The 17,917-nt window shown below is 43.7% G+C and carries 9 protein-coding genes and 1 riboswitch; of the genes, 1 reads left to right on the top strand and 8 read right to left on the bottom strand.

What is annotated here, in order from left to right; translation table 11 throughout:
• Nucleotides 1–4: 4 nt before the first annotated feature.
• From gltB to mgtE, 5 genes are all read right to left on the bottom strand, one after another.
• Nucleotides 5–4,579 (bottom strand): glutamate synthase large subunit, encoded by a 4,575-nt coding sequence (gene gltB / locus ACYQ3Q_RS20180; RefSeq protein WP_459930303.1) that lies wholly within the window; start codon nucleotides 4,577–4,579, stop codon nucleotides 5–7.
• A 411-nt stretch (nucleotides 4,580–4,990) separates the two neighbouring features.
• Nucleotides 4,991–7,276, bottom strand: a complete 2,286-nt coding sequence (locus ACYQ3Q_RS20175) for an ATP-dependent DNA helicase (protein WP_459930430.1) — start codon at nucleotides 7,274–7,276, stop codon at nucleotides 4,991–4,993.
• A gap of 487 nt (nucleotides 7,277–7,763) precedes the next feature.
• Nucleotides 7,764–8,810, bottom strand: coding sequence for a permease (locus tag ACYQ3Q_RS20170; protein ID WP_459930302.1), 1,047 nt, complete (start codon nucleotides 8,808–8,810; stop codon nucleotides 7,764–7,766).
• Between the two features lie 303 nt (nucleotides 8,811–9,113).
• Nucleotides 9,114–10,448: a molybdopterin-dependent oxidoreductase gene (locus ACYQ3Q_RS20165; RefSeq protein ID WP_459930301.1), complete on the bottom strand. Its 1,335-nt coding sequence runs from the start codon at nucleotides 10,446–10,448 to the stop codon at nucleotides 9,114–9,116.
• A gap of 280 nt (nucleotides 10,449–10,728) precedes the next feature.
• A complete protein-coding gene (mgtE, locus tag ACYQ3Q_RS20160; RefSeq protein WP_459930300.1) occupies nucleotides 10,729–12,060 on the bottom strand; it encodes a magnesium transporter in 1,332 nt (443 codons plus the stop codon).
• A gap of 258 nt (nucleotides 12,061–12,318) precedes the next feature.
• A riboswitch (M-box (ykoK) riboswitch) is annotated at nucleotides 12,319–12,469 on the bottom strand.
• Between the two features lie 355 nt (nucleotides 12,470–12,824).
• On the opposite strand from mgtE, the gene ACYQ3Q_RS20155 reads away from it, so the two are divergent.
• The gene (locus tag ACYQ3Q_RS20155; RefSeq protein WP_459930299.1) at nucleotides 12,825–14,024 is read left to right on the top strand and encodes an MFS transporter; all 1,200 of its coding nucleotides are present in this window, start codon (nucleotides 12,825–12,827) and stop codon (nucleotides 14,022–14,024) included.
• An 85-nt stretch (nucleotides 14,025–14,109) separates the two neighbouring features.
• Here the strand turns inward: ACYQ3Q_RS20155 and ACYQ3Q_RS20150 are convergent, their stop codons facing one another.
• From ACYQ3Q_RS20150 to ACYQ3Q_RS20140, 3 genes are all read right to left on the bottom strand, one after another.
• Complete coding sequence (locus tag ACYQ3Q_RS20150) at nucleotides 14,110–14,493, bottom strand: phosphotriesterase family protein (protein WP_459930298.1); 384 nt, start codon at nucleotides 14,491–14,493, stop codon at nucleotides 14,110–14,112.
• 282 nt (nucleotides 14,494–14,775) lie between these two features.
• Nucleotides 14,776–16,416, bottom strand: coding sequence for an AMP-binding protein (locus ACYQ3Q_RS20145; RefSeq protein WP_459930297.1), 1,641 nt, complete (start codon nucleotides 16,414–16,416; stop codon nucleotides 14,776–14,778).
• Nucleotides 16,417–16,748: 332 nt separating this feature from the next.
• Nucleotides 16,749–17,906 (bottom strand): acetyl-CoA C-acyltransferase, encoded by a 1,158-nt coding sequence (locus tag ACYQ3Q_RS20140; RefSeq protein ID WP_459930296.1) that lies wholly within the window; start codon nucleotides 17,904–17,906, stop codon nucleotides 16,749–16,751.
• Nucleotides 17,907–17,917: the final 11 nt, after the last annotated feature.

Here is a 17,917-nt window from a genome sequence, read left to right as displayed (position 1 = left end):
ACCCTTAAGTCCTGGAGACATCTTTAAAATTCTCTTCAAAGGCGACCATCAAGGCCTCTTCGCCGCTTAAGCCTGCCTTGTGAGCCTTATCAATGTTCTCCAGCATACGTTTGTAATCCTTGGGAATGACCTTAGTCAATCTCAGTGAATAGCTTTTCCAGTCATCAAGAACTTTTCTGCCCTGAGGACTGCCGGTAGCCTCGACATGTTTTTGGATCATCTTCTGAACTTCGTTCATTTCTTCTTCAGATTCTAGTTTCTCCAGTGTCACCATCGATTTGTTGCAGTATACTTCGTCAAAGTCCAGAATGTAGGCTATCCCACCAGACATTCCGGCAGCAAAGTTTCTTCCTGTTTTACCTAGGATAACCACTTTGCCTCCTGTCATATATTCGCAGCCATGGTCACCCACACCTTCGACGACCGCTTGTACCCCACTGTTCCTGACACAGAATCTTTCCCCTGCTATCCCGTTGATATAGGCTTCCCCTGAAGTTGCCCCATAGAAGGCGACATTTCCGATCAGGATATTCTTCTCAGGCTCAAAGTCAGAAGTCTTCGGTGGATAAACCGCAACTTTTGCGCCTGAAAGGCCTTTTCCTAAATAGTCGTTAGCATCCCCTTCCAGTTCCAGAGACAGTCCTTGCGGAGTAAATGCTCCAAAGCTTTGTCCAGCAGATCCTACAAAGGTAAGCTTGATTGTATCCTCGGGAAGCCCATTTTCACCGTATCTCTTGGAAATTTCGCTGCCGATGATTGTGCCGACAACTCGGTCGACATTATTGATCTTTAGCTTAGCTCGGATAGGTGTTTGATTCTCAAGTGCCGGTTTACAGATTCTAAGCAGCTTTTTTATATCCATTGAGTCTTCCAGCATATGGTTCTGTGACTGGGTGTTGAATCGACTGACATCAGCACCGGCATAGGGCTGATAGAGAATCTGGGACAGATCCAAGTGAGCTGCCTTCCAATGCTTGATATTATCTTTGGTTTTAAGTCTATCCGAACGCCCTACCATTTCATTGATGGTCCTAAAGCCAAGTTTAGCCATGATTTCACGCATTTCCTGGGCGACAAATCTCATGAAGTTCTCGACATGCTCAGGCTTACCGCTGAAATTCTTCCTTAAAGCTTCATCTTGAGTAGCTATTCCTACAGGACAGGTGTTGAGGTTACAAACCCTCATCATGATACAGCCCATAGCTATCAGCGGCGTTGTCGCAAAGCCAAATTCCTCTGCTCCAAGCATTGCCGCAATGACGACATCCCTACCTGAAAGTAGCTTTCCGTCTGTTTCCACGACCACCCTGTCTCTCAACTTGTTGAGAACTAGAGTCTGATGCGTTTCAGCAAGCCCAAGCTCCCAAGGAAGTCCTGCATTTCTGATGCTTGTTCTTGGGGAAGCTCCGGTTCCACCGTCGTATCCGCTGATTAGAATGACATCCGCTTTTCCTTTCGCTACCCCTGCAGCGATTGTCCCTACTCCGACTTCAGAAACGAGCTTGACGTTAATACGCGCATCCCTGTTGGCATTTTTCAGGTCGTGAATCAATTCAGCGAGATCTTCAATCGAATAGATATCATGATGGGGCGGGGGGGATATAAGATCTACGCCTGGGGTTGAATGCCTAACCTTGGCAATCTCCGGATAAACCTTGCGTCCCGGAAGCTGACCCCCTTCACCGGGCTTTGCTCCCTGAGCCATTTTGATCTGAATCTCTTTAGCATTCACAAGATAGTTACTGGTAACGCCGAAACGTCCTGAGGCAACCTGCTTTATCGCACTGTTTTTTGTGTCTCCGTTTGGCATGACCTTGAATCGTTCGCTATCCTCTCCGCCTTCACCGGTGTTGCTTTTACCACCTAGTCTGTTCATGGCAATGGCCAGACACTCGTGGGCCTCCTTGCTAATGGATCCGTAGGACATTGCCCCGGTCTTAAACTTTCTGACGATTGAATCCACATGTTCCACTTCTTCAATGGGAATAGTGTCACCTGCGTTAACCTTAAAATCAAGAAGATTCCTTAAGGCGTATATTTCTTCATCGTTTATTTTTTTAGAGAAATCCTTATAGAGAGTGTAGTTTCCTTCCCTGCATGCCTTCTGAAGCATGTAGATCGTTTCGGGATTGTAAAGATGGATTTCCCCATCATCTTTACACTGGAAGTATCCACCTACTTCAAGGGTGTCCGTATAAGGTGAATTTTCATCATAGGCGCTCTCATGTCGCAGCTGATTTTCAACCGCGATTTCTTCAAGTCCTATACCTTCAAGTCTGGAAGGTGTCATCGTGAAATATTTGTCTATCAGGTCCTTTTTCAGACCTACCGCCTCAAAGATTTGAGCTCCGTGGTAACTTTTTATGGTAGAAATACCCATTTTGGTGAGAACCTTAAGAATACCTTTGACCGAAGCCTTAATAAAGTTCTGTTTACCCTTTTCGTAACTCAGTCCTTCTAGCAGTTCTTTTTCAGAGAGATCCTTAATGGTTTCATAGGCAAGATAGGGATTGATTGCAGTGACTCCATAACCGATAAGCGTACAGAAATGATGCACTTCTCTCGGCTCAGCAGATTCCAGCACGATTCCCAAGTTGGTCCTAATCTCTCTCCTGATCAGGTGGTGGTGAAGTCCGGAGGAGGCCAAAAGCGCAGGAATTGCTGCAAGCTTCTCATTTGCGCCCCGGTCTGAGAGGATAATGATATTAGCTCCTTCACTGATCGCCTTGTCAGCTTCTCTGAAAATCCTGTTTAAGACTCTTTCCATAGACTTTACCCCTTCTGAGGCTTTATAAAGTATGGAAATTGTAGCTGCCTTCAACTTGCCATTATTTAGTTGCTTAATAGTATGGAGCTGTTCATTGGTCAGGATCGGGTGCTCCAGGAATAGGCTGGCTGAATTTCTCTGATCGGGATCGAGAAGATTTCCGGTATCCCCAAGAAGCATGCTACTAGAAGTGACTATCTCTTCCCTTATTCCGTCGATCGGAGGATTGGTAACCTGGGCAAAGAGCTGTTTAAAGTAGAGGTACAGCATCTGGGGTTTCTCAGATAATACAGCCAGCGGCGAATCCATACCCATAGCTCCAATAGGATCTGCGCCTTGTATCGCCATCGGCTGAATTGTTTTAGTTATATCCTCAAACGTATAGCCAAAGGCTTTCTGCTGCTGAATAAGGTCTTCCCTTACCTGCTCTTCCTTCGCTTCCTCGACAGCCATGTCGCTGAGTTTAACAATATGTCTGTTGTTCCATTCCTCATAGGGATGCATCATCGCTACACTTTGCTTGATTTCTTCGTCTGAGATGATTCTCTTCGCTTGGGTATCGATAAGCAGCATTTTACCCGGTTCTAGCCTGCCTTTGTATTTTACATTTTCAGGCTTGATGTCAATTACTCCGACCTCCGAGGCCAGAACAACCCTGTCATCTTTTGTTATATAATACCTTGAAGGTCGGAGCCCGTTTCTGTCCAGTACTCCGCCTATGACCACACCATCAGTAAACCCCATGGCGGCAGGGCCATCCCAAGGTTCCATTATAAAGTTGTTGAATTCGTAGAAATCCTTTTTCCCCTTGGACATCAGCTCATTCTTTTCCCATGGTTCAGGGATCATCATCATCACTGCGTGAGGAAGCGACCTTCCGGTAAGGTGAAGAAATTCTAGGCTGCTGTCGAACATCGCAGAATCACTGCCTGTCTCGTCGACGATAGGGTAGACCTTTGAAATATCCTCAAACAAAGGGGAATCGATACATTGCTGTCTCGCCTTCATCCAGTTTACATTACCTCTGATTGTATTGATTTCGCCGTTGTGAACGATATATCGATTGGGATGTGCTCTTTCCCAGCTTGGGAAGGTGTTGGTGCTGAACCTTGAATGAACCATAGCCAACGCTGAGACAAAATCAAGGTCTGAAAGGTCAAGATAGAAATCTCTAAGTTGCTCTGCTGTAAGCATACCTTTATAAACGATGGTTTTTGAAGAAAGGCTGGCGACATAGAAGGTGCCTCCTTTTTCTTCACACATCGGAAAAAGGACTTTTTCTGTTCTTTTTCTGATGGTATAAAGCTTTCTTTCGAAATCCATTTCATCCGATATAGCGGCATCCTTTTCGATAAAAACCTGGATAAATCTAGGCATTACAGCTTTCGCACCTTCGCCGATTGTCGTCTTATCGATAGGAACTTCCCTCCAACCCAGGATCTTCTGCCCTTCTTCCTGAACGATTTTCTCGAAGGTTTCTATCTGCGTTTTTCTGAAATCCTCATACTTGTGGGCAAATATCATACCTACGCCGTAGCTGCCTTTTTCCGGCAAATTAAAGCCCAGGACATCACATTCCCTTTGGAAGAAATCGTGAGGTATCTGAATTAGTATTCCGGCACCGTCGCCTGTATTTTCATCCGCTCCGCTTGCCCCTCTGTGACTCAAATTTTCCAATACAGTTAAAGCTTCATCTATAATGTCATGAGACTTCTCACCCTTAATATTCACAACGAATCCCATACCGCAGGCATCATGTTCTAATACTGGATCGTAAAGGCCCTGTTTCTTTGGCAAACCATAACTTTGCATATTACTCACCCTTCGTTGCGGATTTTAATACTTATAAACCAAAAGGCGCTCTCAAAAGAATGTACGTCAACTTAGAAGTACAAAACTTTCTCGAGCGCCTTTGCTCTACATTATTTAATTAATTTTGTTTAACTAAACTTAACACAAGAGCACCAATGATTCAACTGTTTATAACTGGGATAACTATGAAATATGCAAGTTATGGACGGTTCTGGACTTGCATTCTTGACTTACAAATCATTTGCATCCATTACTTGCAAATGATTTGTAAGTCTTGCACACTACTCGGTTTTACAGCCATCACTTCTACTTGGCAATGCATATAAATATACGTAATACTATCTGCAATTTCGAACTTTCTTCCATAAACCAAATCCTTAGACCATCTCGGACACCTAGAGCAAGTAGAGTTTAAACATGCGTCCAAAATCTCTCCATTGTGGTACGAATGTTATCAGCATTTCTAACATAACGAACCTTTTCCCATTCTTCAGGAAAGAGCTTCTTATAAGACGATTGAGAAAAACGCTCATCAATCAGTAGCACTACCCCTCGGTCCTCTTCTGTACGAATAACTCGCCCTACTGCCTGTAAGACCTTATTGAAGCCGGGATACATATACGCAAATTCATAACCTTGACTACTGGCTGATTCATAATACGAGCGAATAATCTCCCGTTCTAGGCCAATCTGGGGTAACCCGACTCCAACAATCACCACTCCAGAAAGTCGATCCCCGATCAGATCAATCCCTTCGCCGAAAATCCCACCCATCAGCGCAAATCCGATCAGTGTCCGCTCTGGATTAATCGCAAAGTTTGCTAAGAATTCTTCTCGTGCCTCTTCTGGCATGCCTGGAGTTTGACAGATCACTTCAACCTGTTGATTTAATTCCCTAAATCTCAGATAAATCTCATTTAGATAATCATATGAGGAGAAATAGACAAGATAGTTTCCCTCTTTATGAGAAATGGCAGAGCTTATTGCTTCAGCAACCAGGCTATAGGACTGAACACGCTGCCTATACTTGGTAGAGATGCGGTCCTGAATGAGCAGACAAAGATTCTCTGGGGGAAATGGAGATGCTAATTTCAGCTTATACGATGTTTCCTCGCCGCCCAAAATGTTCATATAATAGTCCATTGGACTCAGAGTTGCCGAAAAAAGGACCGCAGCCCGCCCCCTCGCAAAGGCTTCTCTCAATCGCACAGAAGGGTCAAGGCAAAACAGCTTGACTCGAAAATCATCTCGAGTTGGCTGATGATAAGTAACGTAGTGACTATCATAACTTTCCGAGGTCCGGATAAAACTTAAGGCTTGAAAATAGTGGTCTACAAATAAATCCCGCCAAGCAAAAGGTTGTTCACTGGTTTTTAGAAAACGCTCGGCTTCTTTGACAAACTGTCTCAACGCTTGAAGCAGTTTAGCCGGAGGCTCTTTTTCTATTCGTTCTCCGCTTCCCTCAGCTTCTGAGCAGAGTTTTTTCTCTTTGACTAAGGCAGAATTAACTTTAGACAAGCTTTTCGTCAGTCTCGCATCATCCTCTTTGGTAAGCCTCTTCAGCTTCAGCCAGGACTCCTTACTTACTTCTGCTGAAAACATTTCTCGTGCCCGATCCACTAGGTTATGCGCTTCATCCACTAAAAAGGTGTACTCTCCCCCTTCAAGGAAAAATCTCTTTAAATACACCCGAGGGTCAAAAACATAATTATAATCACAGATCACAACATCTGCCCAATTTGCCATTTCCAAAGAGAACTCAAAAGGGCAAATTGAATGCTTACGTGCATATTCCTCAATCACCTGACGCGACCAGGAATCCTCTTCAAACGCATCCTCCACCGCCACCCGTACCCGATCGTAAAATCCTTGGGCATAGGGGCAATCCTCAGGAAGACAGGTCGACTCGGGGAGAAAACAAAGTTTTCGCTTCGCCGTCAAGGTCAGACGCTTAATTGCTAACCCTTGTGTATGCAAATCTGTTAAGGCTTTTTCGGCAACCGTTCGCGTAATAGTCTTTGCCGTCAGATAAAAGATTTGTGAGGTAAGCCCTTCCGCCATAGCTTTAAGGGCGGGAAATAAGGTTGCCATCGTCTTGCCAATACCCGTGGGAGCTTGGGCAAACAATTTTTGGCTATGCTTGACTGTTTGGTAAACCGCTACTGCCAATTCCCGTTGTCCTGGTCGATACGTCGTGAAGGGAAATTGCGTCTTGCGAATACTAGCGTCTCTCTTCTCCGCCCACTCTTGCAAGTGGTAGGCCCATGCTAAATAACACTCGGCTAAGTTAAAGAAAAACTCCGAAAGCTCTGCCTGAGAAAATGTTTTCTTGAATTTTTTAGTTTGGGCAGTATCCAGTTGAAAGTAGGTTAACTGAGTTTCCACTGTCTCTAAGCCTTCTTGAACCGCATACATGAAGGCATAGCATAGCGCCTGTGCCCAGTGCAAATCGTTAAATGCTTCATCAATGAGGTCTAAATCCAGCGAGGTTGTTTTAATCTCATCAATGCAGGCTCCAGAATCGCTCTTTATAACGCCATCGGCACGACCCTTAACTTCCAGATTGGAATAGACATAGCTAAGCGTCACTTCTGGGAGATACTCTGCTCCGCTTATTTTCTGGACATATTGATGGGCCTTGGTCCCCTCTTGAGCTCGTGAAGCCCCAATCGAACCCGGCTTAATATCTCCGTGCATGAGCACAAACTCAACAAGATTACGGACTGATACCTTGAAGCAAGGGGACTGTTCTGCTGCTTCTGCGCTAATTATTTTCACCTCTTTCACCGGTGCAAGGTGAGGCATGGTTAAATACCCTTTGATTATAACAACTAACCAACAAAAAGCCTATCAACAAAACCACGAATCAGTAGCCTATGATAGAGATTGGTTGGTATGTGCGAGAGAAACACCCGATGTTTTTAGCTATTTGCATTAAAAACCGTATAGCATATGGCCAATCTCGCTCGAATATTGACCGTCACTGGATTCCAGTTCCTGTTCACATCGATGTCAAAATGGAAACCCTAAATACACCAAAATTAAAGTGATAACAAGATCAACTCTTGTTACCACTTTATTTACTATAAGGATTTCAATTCTTCATTCTCATATAGTTGCGCCGACATCTGATTTGGAATGTTTTACATTTTACATTTATTCCTATAATTCAATGCATTTTAGTTTAGAAAATCACCATTGCACTAAGGCCGCTAATAATCCCCACAAAGATAACTGAACCCGTTACGAATAAGAGGATTCGAGTACTAAATGCCCTCTTAACAATCAGAAGTGAAGGAAGGCTTATGGCTGGTAAAGTCATCATAAGCGCGACCGCTGGGCCAACACCAAGTCCGAATGCCATCAAAGTTTGAATAATTGGAATCTCAGCTGCGGTGGGAATAATAAACAATGCTCCCGTGATTGATAAGAAAATAATAATTAGAATACTACTGGCCCATTCTGGACTGATCACTGGAAATAGCCAAGCCCTTACCGCACCAAGTGCTAATACCATCACGATATAGGCAGGGATTGTATCTAAAATCAGTGGCCATAACGCTTTCATCCATCTAATAAAAAGGTTTTCTTTAATGTTAGTTAATGGACTCGACGGTATTACTTCTTCATGCAAAGTTACATCTTGATCGTTCGCTAAATAATTGGCAATATAAGCAATACCAAATACTAAAACAACCCCAGCTACAACCCTAAGTAAAGCAAATTTCCAAGATAGAACAAACCCCATAAAAATGATCGTAGCAGGATTAAGGACTGGGTTCCCTAACCAGTATGCTAAGGAAGAGCCCACGGATGCCGAACTTTTACGTAAGCCAACAGCTACTGGGGCCGCACAGCAAGTACACATCATTGAAGGAACAGATGCCACCCCCCCAAGCAAAGTACTACCAAAAGACGTACAACCTATTGCTTTTCTAATCCATTCTCGTGGCAAAAGAACTTGAACTAGGGATCCGAGCAGCAGTCCAAGGATGACCGCTTTCCACACTGATGTGAAATAGGCAGTAGCATAACTAAGTGCAGTTTGCCAAGAGGGAACTGGCGCAGTAGCAATCTTTCCGGAAAGAATAGATGTTCCAATCGAATGATTACTAGCCGCAAGGAACGCCTTATGATAGTACGGTTCCCACTTAACATACCATATTCCAATTATAGCGATAGCTATGAATATTAGGACAGGGATTAGAGATTTTATCTCTTTCTTGCGCATAATAATTCTCCTCTTTCTGATTTGATCTTTGCTGTCTTTATTGGTCTCTCTTTAAGCATAGGTATTAGATTATGTTCTTAATAACCTTTAGTTTATGCAATAAGGTGATTATAGTGATTATGGGGCCGTCCGTCAAGACCAAGAATTTAATGCGTCAGTGAACTAAATCGGCTTAAACTGAACATCGATACTTAGATACGAAAGTCTCCGGTGACGTTACTCTCCGGTAAACACTATCGCCGAAGGTGCATGCTCCATATGGTACTAACCCCCTGAGGATTACTGACGCGAAAAGCGACAGCCTCAACGAATACTCTCGGCTGAAGGATTGGTTTCACCGAAGTATAGACTATCCCAAAAGGATCCGTGATACCATTGATAATTACCCGCACCATAAATCACGTGCAGGGGTTTGTTCTCCGCCATTTCTCGGGCAATGCGCACAAGATCCTCTTTATGTATGACCGCCAGTTTCTCGACGGCCTCGGTCGTGTATTGGCTAAGACTTTCTTTAAGAAGTTGGAAGGCAGGTTTGGCTTTCACGATTTCGCCCGTTTTAAGTGTTACATCCACGATCCCTTCGATCATGATATCTGTGGGCAGATCAAGTTTTTCCGGATGGACCGCTATCAACTGACCATTATAAGCAACATAGGATTCTCTGTAGGCTGGTATATCAGCAGGCTTGACGAGGTCTTTAACCTCCTCCGCTTTAAGTCGTTTACCATTATCCACGCGCACGAGAAACGGCAGGTCAGTAAAGGTTTTGATAAAATCCGCATCGTAAAGCTTCTCTTCAATTAAAACCTGAGCTAAACCTAAGGCAACCGCTGCATCGCTACTAGTGTTAATGGGAAACCATTCATCCGCTTTAGCTGCGGTGGGACTAAAGTTAGGATCAAAAACCAGGATCTTTGCGCCTCGATTTCTAGCTTCCAGCAAAAAATGGGCATCCGGAATCCGCGTTGCTAAGATATTTGAACCAAAGACCATGACATAGCGTGAATTTGTCCATTCCCGTGGTTCGAGCTCTTCGCTTTGGACCCCGAAGGTCATCGGCCAAAACATCGGCAAATCCCCATTTTGGTCATAGGCATGGTGCATGGTCCAGCCTGCTAAGGTCGCTAACCTACTGACCGCCCCTTTTTGGACATATCCGGTTCCGCCCACCTGAAAGAGCACCCCGATAGACTCCGGACCATACTTATCAGCAATTTCTTTTAAACGCCCTGCTGTATAATCTAAAGTCTCAGTCCAAGATGCTTCTTTAAAATCTCCAGAACCTGGCTTACCTTTTAAAATGAGGGGCGTTTTCAAGCGGTCCGGACCATAGATAAGGTTTGTCATGGACAGCCCTTTTAGGCAACCGCGAGGATTGTACTCTTCTTCTGGATAGTCAGCGGCCTGAATAATTGACTTAATCTGGTCGTCCTCAACAAGGGCCTTCATACCGCACGCCCCTGTACAGTTCGGCGAACAGGTCGTGCGAACATAATTTAGCTGCGCATCAACTTGCTCAGGTGTGGCTATCGCTTGATGAATAAATGAGGCCGTACCTGCTGTCCCTACGAAAACACCAGTAGCCGCAGATACTTTTAGAAATTGTCGACGCGAAAGCTTCAGGTTCTTTCTTTCCACTTCGGGCACCTCCACTTGATTGTTCAATTTCTAACTAACTTAGATATATAGTGGTTCTTCCCCTCAATTAGATCACACTTTTATTGGTAATTCCGTGAATTCTGTCACACTTAAGATGTGATTCGATAAAGGAATGCTCACTGTTCCAGCGAAGTCAAGCATATATAACGCGTTCAATTACCGTAAGAAAAGAGACTCAAACCCTAATAAGAAGGTGTTTAAGTCTCTTTCTTGCTTAATTTCTAATCAAGCTGTTCATCAATTCATCTACATGTTTTTATTAAAGTCCTAGATACCAGGTCGCAATAGAGAAGTAAATTAATATTCCTGCTATGTCAGCAATCGATGCAACCAGAGGCCCACTAGCAGTGGCGGGATCCATCTTTAATTTGCTAAGCAAAAATGGTAGGGACATGCCAATAGTACAACCAACTAATACTACTACCACCATAGATAAAGCTACTATTACTGCCACATCAGGTCCACCTCTAAAAATACCAATTATTGACACAGCAAATGCCATTACTAAGCCTAATAAAATAGCAACAACAATTTCTTTTCTGAGCAATTTATACCAATCACCAATTTCCACATCTCCAATAGCTATAGCCCGGATCATCAGGGTAGAGGATTGAGAGCCTGCGTTACCAGCACTACCTATCAATAATGGCATAAAGAATACTAGAGCGATTACTGCTTGAATGGTTTCTTCATAGTGTGCGATACCCGCTCCGGAAAGAATGTTCATAAAAATTAACACCATTAACCACGGGAGTCGCCTTTTGATTAGGAAGAATGGGCTGGCATCAAGCAGGTTTATATCCATCTTTCCAACCGTCGCCATTTTATGAAAGTCTTCTGTATTCTCTTCTTCAATAACGTCGACAATATCATCTACAGTGATAATACCTACTAATCTCTTTTCATTATCTGTTACGGGAATAGCTAAAAGATCGTACTTACTAATTAATTCTGCAACATATTCTTTATCTTCCAAGGTAGTAACAGAAATCATTTCCTTGCGCATGATTTCTTCTACTTTCTTGGTAGGGGCAGCAATAACTAAATCCCTTAAAGAAACAATCCCTTCTAAGCGACGGCTGGCATCAGTAACATAACAGGTATAGATCGTCTCTTTATCCAGGGCATTTCTTCTAATTTTATCTAAAGCTTCCTGAACTGACATTTCTTTTTTTAAATCTACTAACTCAATGGTCATTAAGCTGCCGGCAGAGTCATCAGGATAATTGAGAAACTGGTTAATAAGTTTTCTTTCGGTTTCCGGAGCGTTTTTAAGAATGCGTTTAACCATATTAGCAGGCATTTCTTCTAAAAAATCGATTTTATCATCAAAGTAAAGGTCTTCTAAGATATTATGAAGTTCTTTCTCATTAATCTGCATCGATAGTTCTGACTGACTCTCTGGAAACAAGTTTGCAAAAACATCAGCGGCAATTTCTTTAGGCAGTAATCTAAAAACCAAAAGGGTAGCCTTAGGGTCTAATTCATCTATAAACTCGGCAATATCTGCGATTTGTTCCTTAAGCAACTCTTCTTTGAGAAGAGAGTATTTCTTTTCCAGTAATAAGTCTTTAATTATGTCAAAGTTCATGAAAATTCCTCCTTCTCAATGACTGATAAGAGGCCATTTTACTGCATGAGCATTTAAATCATTACTCTACTTCTATTACTTAGATGTTCATGCAGTAAAATGGCCTTACTTGAGGAGGTTATCTCACTAAAGTGATTTATATACAAACCTCCTGTTTTAAATTCATACCTCGTACTATGCGCAGGACCACTGTCCAAATAAATCACCTCCAATAAAAAATCCTTACTCTTGTCGAGTAAGAATTAAATTACAAGTTAGAATCCATCCCCTCGCGACAGTTTTGGCTCTATACAACGTGAGGGTTCCCCCAGGCAACATTGGGTAACACCTTAAACTGATGTTTGACTCTCTCGATATTTCAGGGCAGTAGTATATTTTTGTATGCTAACCTCACCTAACGGGTTCTATTTTCCATAAATATTATATTACACATTATACGTTTTGGGAACTTAATAAAAATTTTTATGTTTTCCCCCCAAAAAAGATACAGGAGTGACCCACTTCCTGTAACCGTAATTTTAAAAAACATTTTTATACTTATTATTTCTATACACCATCCTTTTTTAGGTTTTAACGGTACATATCCAACACTTTCTTCCAATACTCCCCATAAGATCAACTATTCTATTTTAGGTTTCTAAAAGTCGGACAGCAGAATAGTTATTATTTTTGTAATCCATAAAAGTTTCGTGAACCGCAGGAATATCACCTTATTAGTCGAATTAAATTAAGAGTGATTTTGAAGAGAGTATGAGGACAGAGACATGTGGGGTTTAGGAAAAAGAGATTTTATTTTGTTCTTATTAGCTAGTGCTGTGATCGGGGTTACGCAAAGCATCGATATTTCATTTTTTAACAACTTTCTGAGTGATAATTATCATTTGACAATTTCTCAGCGGACATTCCTAGAAATTCCCCGGGAATTTCCAGGCTTTGCAGTTGTCTTTATGACAGGACTTTTGTTTGCTTTTGGAGACGTTCGGACCGCTGCTGTAGCGAACCTACTCGGTGGATTAGGGGCCCTCGGTCTGGCATTCTGGTCACCCGAATATCTACCTATGATCGGCTGGCTTACAGTATACAGTATGGGGCAACATTTATTTATGCCCATGGCCAATAGTATCGGGATGAATTTAGCGTCCAATGGCCAAATGGGAAAAAGATTGGGTCAGATCAATTCTGTGAACACGGCAGTCTTTCTAGCGACAAGCTTGGCCACAGCCTTTCTATTTAGGCATATCAATATTGACTATCATTTGGCCTTCTCTATATCGGCAGGAGCCTTCTTCCTGTCAGCAGTACTAATCTTAATGATGAAACCACACTCGGGTAAGAGAATAGGTAAACGGTTTGTACTACGCAAAGAATATAAGGTTTTCTATGGATTGAGTATCCTTTTTGGCGCAAGGAAACAGATCTTTATTACCTTTGGGCCGTGGGTCCTTATTAAAGTATTTGGCCAGGATGTTGCAACGTTTGCCATTTTAAGCTTCATCATCGCAGGACTTGGGATTTTTTTCAAACCGTTTATCGGGTACCTGATTGATAGTGTAGGAGAAAGGTTCGTTTTGGCTGGAGAATCAGTGTCTTTAATATTTGTCTGTCTAGGTTATGCCTTTACTCAAGGGTTACTAGAAAATATGGGTCTAGGAAAAATTACTCTATATGTTATCTGTGCACTGTTTGTTCTCGATCAAATGCTGGTATCCGTGAGCATGGCCAGAGCCACCTATGTTAAGAGAATCGCCTTAAATTCCGAAGATGTTTCTCCAACCTTATCCATGGGCATAACTCTTGATCACATAGTCTCAATGTTTGTGCCCTTTCTAGGCGGGTTTATCTGGACTGTTCTAGGCTATGAATATGTATTTGTGATCGGAGCTGCTATTGCTGCACTCAATCTGCTCTTGACTACTAGGATGAAGCCGTTTAGCCAATTACCAAATAAAGATTCTGCCGTATAAAATTAACATTTCAACTCAAAAATAAATGCTGCTATCCGTTACCTTTACAAAAAATCAACGACAGGCGATGCCTGTCGTTGATTTTTTAACGAGTACCAAACAATCTTCCGGGATTTTCAATCAAGAGTATATCAATCTGTTCCTCCGTAATACCGGCCTTTCTTAGTACTGGAAGGACATTTTCAAAAATATTCGCAGGGTGCCAATGGGCTAACATTTGCTGTACAATTTCGGGCAAAATGATGGTAACTCCAGTTTCCCTCTGCACCTTGGCTGCTGCCCGAAAAAATACTTTCTCATAATCGGTAATGACATCCTTACTGGATGCTAATTTTGCAGATGCGCCAACAGTGTTAGCATTAACTGACCTATGGGAGTGAACACACCCTTTTGGTCTGCCAGTGGTCCCTGATGTGTAAGGCAAAACCGCCATATCATGCTCAGATACAGTCAACGGGCCTGGTTTCAAACTAGAATTGATAGCCTCCTGCCAATAAATTGTCTGGGGATTCTCGAAGTCATAGCGTGGGGCACCAACTTCATCAGGAATTGCCGATAAGAAACAGAGCCGCCATAATAGTGGATAGCGGCTTTATCAGGATACCTCCGAGCTGAGACCGTAAGATTATCATATAAACTGGTCTTTGGCACAGGTAAACTATGAGCTAGACGTTTAGGCCAAAATTCTAAATGTCTTGTTCTTGACATAATGCACCACTACCTTTTGATTATATTCTAGGGCTACTAAGTCTTATAACAGCCGGCGCAGTACTTTGCCCGCGCCGGTAGCTGGCAAGGACTCCCGAAACTCAACATAACGCGGAGACTTGTAGGTCGTCATTTTTTGTTTGGCCCAGTCCATTATGTCCTGAGCGGAAATTTGGGTACCCTGCTCCGATTTCAGCACAACGTAGGCCTTGACTACTTCGCCTTTCTGAGCATCGGGTACTCCAGTGACCGCTACTTGGGCAATTGCTTCATGCCGAATGAGCATTGCTTCCACTTCCTCTGGAAAAACACTGTAGCCTGATACCTTGATCATTTCTTTGAACCGTCCGCTGAAGATTAAATAGCCATCTTCGTCCAACCATCCCATATCTCCAGTGTATACCCAACCATCACGAAGAGTCTGAGTTGTGGCCTCTGGTCTATTCCAATAACCCTGGAAAACACCTGGATTGGTGATAACTATTTCGCCCATCTCGCCAACCGGCATTTCCTTACCCGTATCTGGGTCAATAATACGAATCACCGTCCCGTAGTTCGGGATCCCTTGAGTTCCCCACTTTACGGCAGTCGAGGGCATAAAGGTATCCGCTGTGTGAGTTTCGCTGAGCCCATAAGCCGCTTCGTAGATCTCACACCCTCCGGTAAACTTAGCCCACGCCTCCGAAATCTCTTGAGTTAGGATAATTCCAAAGCTGGTAGCTCTACTCGTTCTTAAGGAGGAAATATCATACTGTCCTGCATTGGGTACCTGCATGACTGCGAGATTCATAGGGACTACACTATACCACCACGTACATTTGTAGCGTTCAATGGCCTGCAGAACTGCGAGCGGATCAAACCGATACAAAAGCACCATGCTGGCGTTGGCATAAATTGGGCAATTGAGCCCCAACAACATCCCCGCGATATGGTAAAGGGGCATCACGGTAAGTAAGACATCCTCCGCCCCAATTTTGCTGCTTTGGGCTACTGCAGCTGTCTTAAAGAGAGCGTTCTCATAACTAAGCAGGGCTCCCTTCGGTTGACCGGTCGTACCGGAAGTATAGACCATGAGACCAATGTCCTTCATATTGAGGTCCACGGAAGAAACAGAACTTTCCAGATCCCTGATCACCGAAATCATGTCGTGAACACCCGGAATGAAGGGTTTCGCTTTGCATATCTCTGCTGGAACATTGAGGGTAGGCTCAGTCGGCAAATAATCTCCATAATTCGTGAGAATAACCTGCTCAATTTGTGTCTTTGACTGAACCTTCATTATGATATCGTAGAGGCCGTCTGCTGCCACGATCACTTTCGCTTCCATATCGTTGAGTTGGCTCTCCAATTCCCACTCCTTAAACAAAGGACTGCACGGCCCCACGACTGCTCCGATTTTCTGGATTCCATAATGCGCAATAAAATATTGGGGACTGTTAGTGAGAAAAAGCGCTACGTGATCTCCTTTCTTAACCCCGGAGACCGACAAGAAAGTTGCAAACCGCTCGCTGAGATCGTTTAGTTCACGATAGGTGATCTCTCGTCCATACCAGATGATCGCGATCTTCTCTGGATTCAAGTTGGCATTGTCCCGCAGGTACTCGTGCAAGGGCTTTTGTCCTTGCCGATAAGAGAGCTCCGGGGCTAAATCTGGGGGCCAACTTTTACGCTTACGATCGTCCATCTAACTACCTCCTCAAAAAAATTGCCTCACCAACGCCAAGGTTTTTGCACTTTTGGAAAAATTCTGACTTATTAGAACATCGTGATTTGCTACTTAAACAATGACCTGAGACCTGACCATTCCGAAGTGTGTTGAAAAGTATACACTTCAGAACTCAGGCGGTTACTCCATAGAGCATGCGCCTTGGGCATAGTCGTTAAAGCCCATTGCCCATTGTACATCACCACTTCATTGGATCTCTACAACCAGAAACCAAGGGGGCTTAGCTAAGTAAACACGTCAATAGAGTTTACTTAGCTAAGCGAGTGCTGAGCTAAAAGACCCTTACAGCCCTACAGTAATTCGTATACGCCTGCAGCTCCCATGCCACCACCGATGCACATGGTAACCATACCGTATTTCTTCTTCTGTTTTGTCAATTCATGTAATAGAGTAGCTGTAAGCTTAGCTCCAGTACAGCCGAGTGGGTGTCCAAAAGCAATGGCCCCGCCGTTAGGATTAACTTTTGCCAGGTCTATGTCCAGCGTCTTAATGATCGCCAGCGATTGCGAGGCAAACGCTTCATTTAACTCAAATAAATCGATTTGATCAAGGGTCAGCCCAACTTGCTTTAATACTTTAGGAATGGCCTTTATCGGGCCAATGCCCATCAGGTCGGGATCCACACCAGCGACTGCCAATCCACGCCAAACGGCTACAGGTTTGAGACCCAACTCCTTAACTTTCTGTTCAGACATAAGAATAGTGATTGCTGCTCCGTCACTAGTCTGGGACGAGTTCCCTGCCGTGACTGAGCCTCCATTCTTGAAGGCCGGCCTGAGTTTTGCCAACGATTCCAGCGAAGTTTCCGGACGAATCCCCTCATCTTTGTTGAACCATTTTTCACCAGGTTTTCCCCAAGTGGGAAGAGGGATTGGAACAATTTCATCATCAAATCGTCCGCTGCTTTGGGCAGCAAAAGCTTTCTGATGGCTTTGTACTGCGAAAGCATCTTGCTGATCACGGGTGACTTCATATTTCTTAGCGACGTTTTCAGCAGTTATGCCCATCGATATATAGACTTCTGGAGCATTCGCCAACATAAAGCGATTCGGTGCCGGTTTACCCCCACCCATCGGAACCATAGACATACTCTCTGCTCCACCAGCGAGCATGACATCAGCTTCACCCAAGCGAATCCGATCAGCAGCCATGGAAATCGCCTGAAGCCCTGACGAACAAAATCGATTGATGGTCACACCGCAAACTTCAATCGGGAGACCAGCGCGCAGGGCCATAATTCTGGCCATATTCATCCCTTGCTCTCCTTCTGGAAAGGAACAACCAAGAACGAAGTCCTCAATCTCTTCCCCTTTAAGAGCAGGAACATTTTTGAGAATATCCTGTATGACATAAGCCCCTAAATCATCCGGACGAACCTGTGCCAAGCTACCTTTGACAGATTTACCAATGGCCGTCCGCTTGGCCTGTATAATGAACGCCTCTTGCATGCTTTTCCCCC

This window comes from Desulfosporosinus burensis (genome assembly GCF_054657535.1).
The sequence above is the reverse complement of the archived record's forward strand: the minus strand, read 5'-3'. Positions and strand labels throughout refer to the sequence as shown.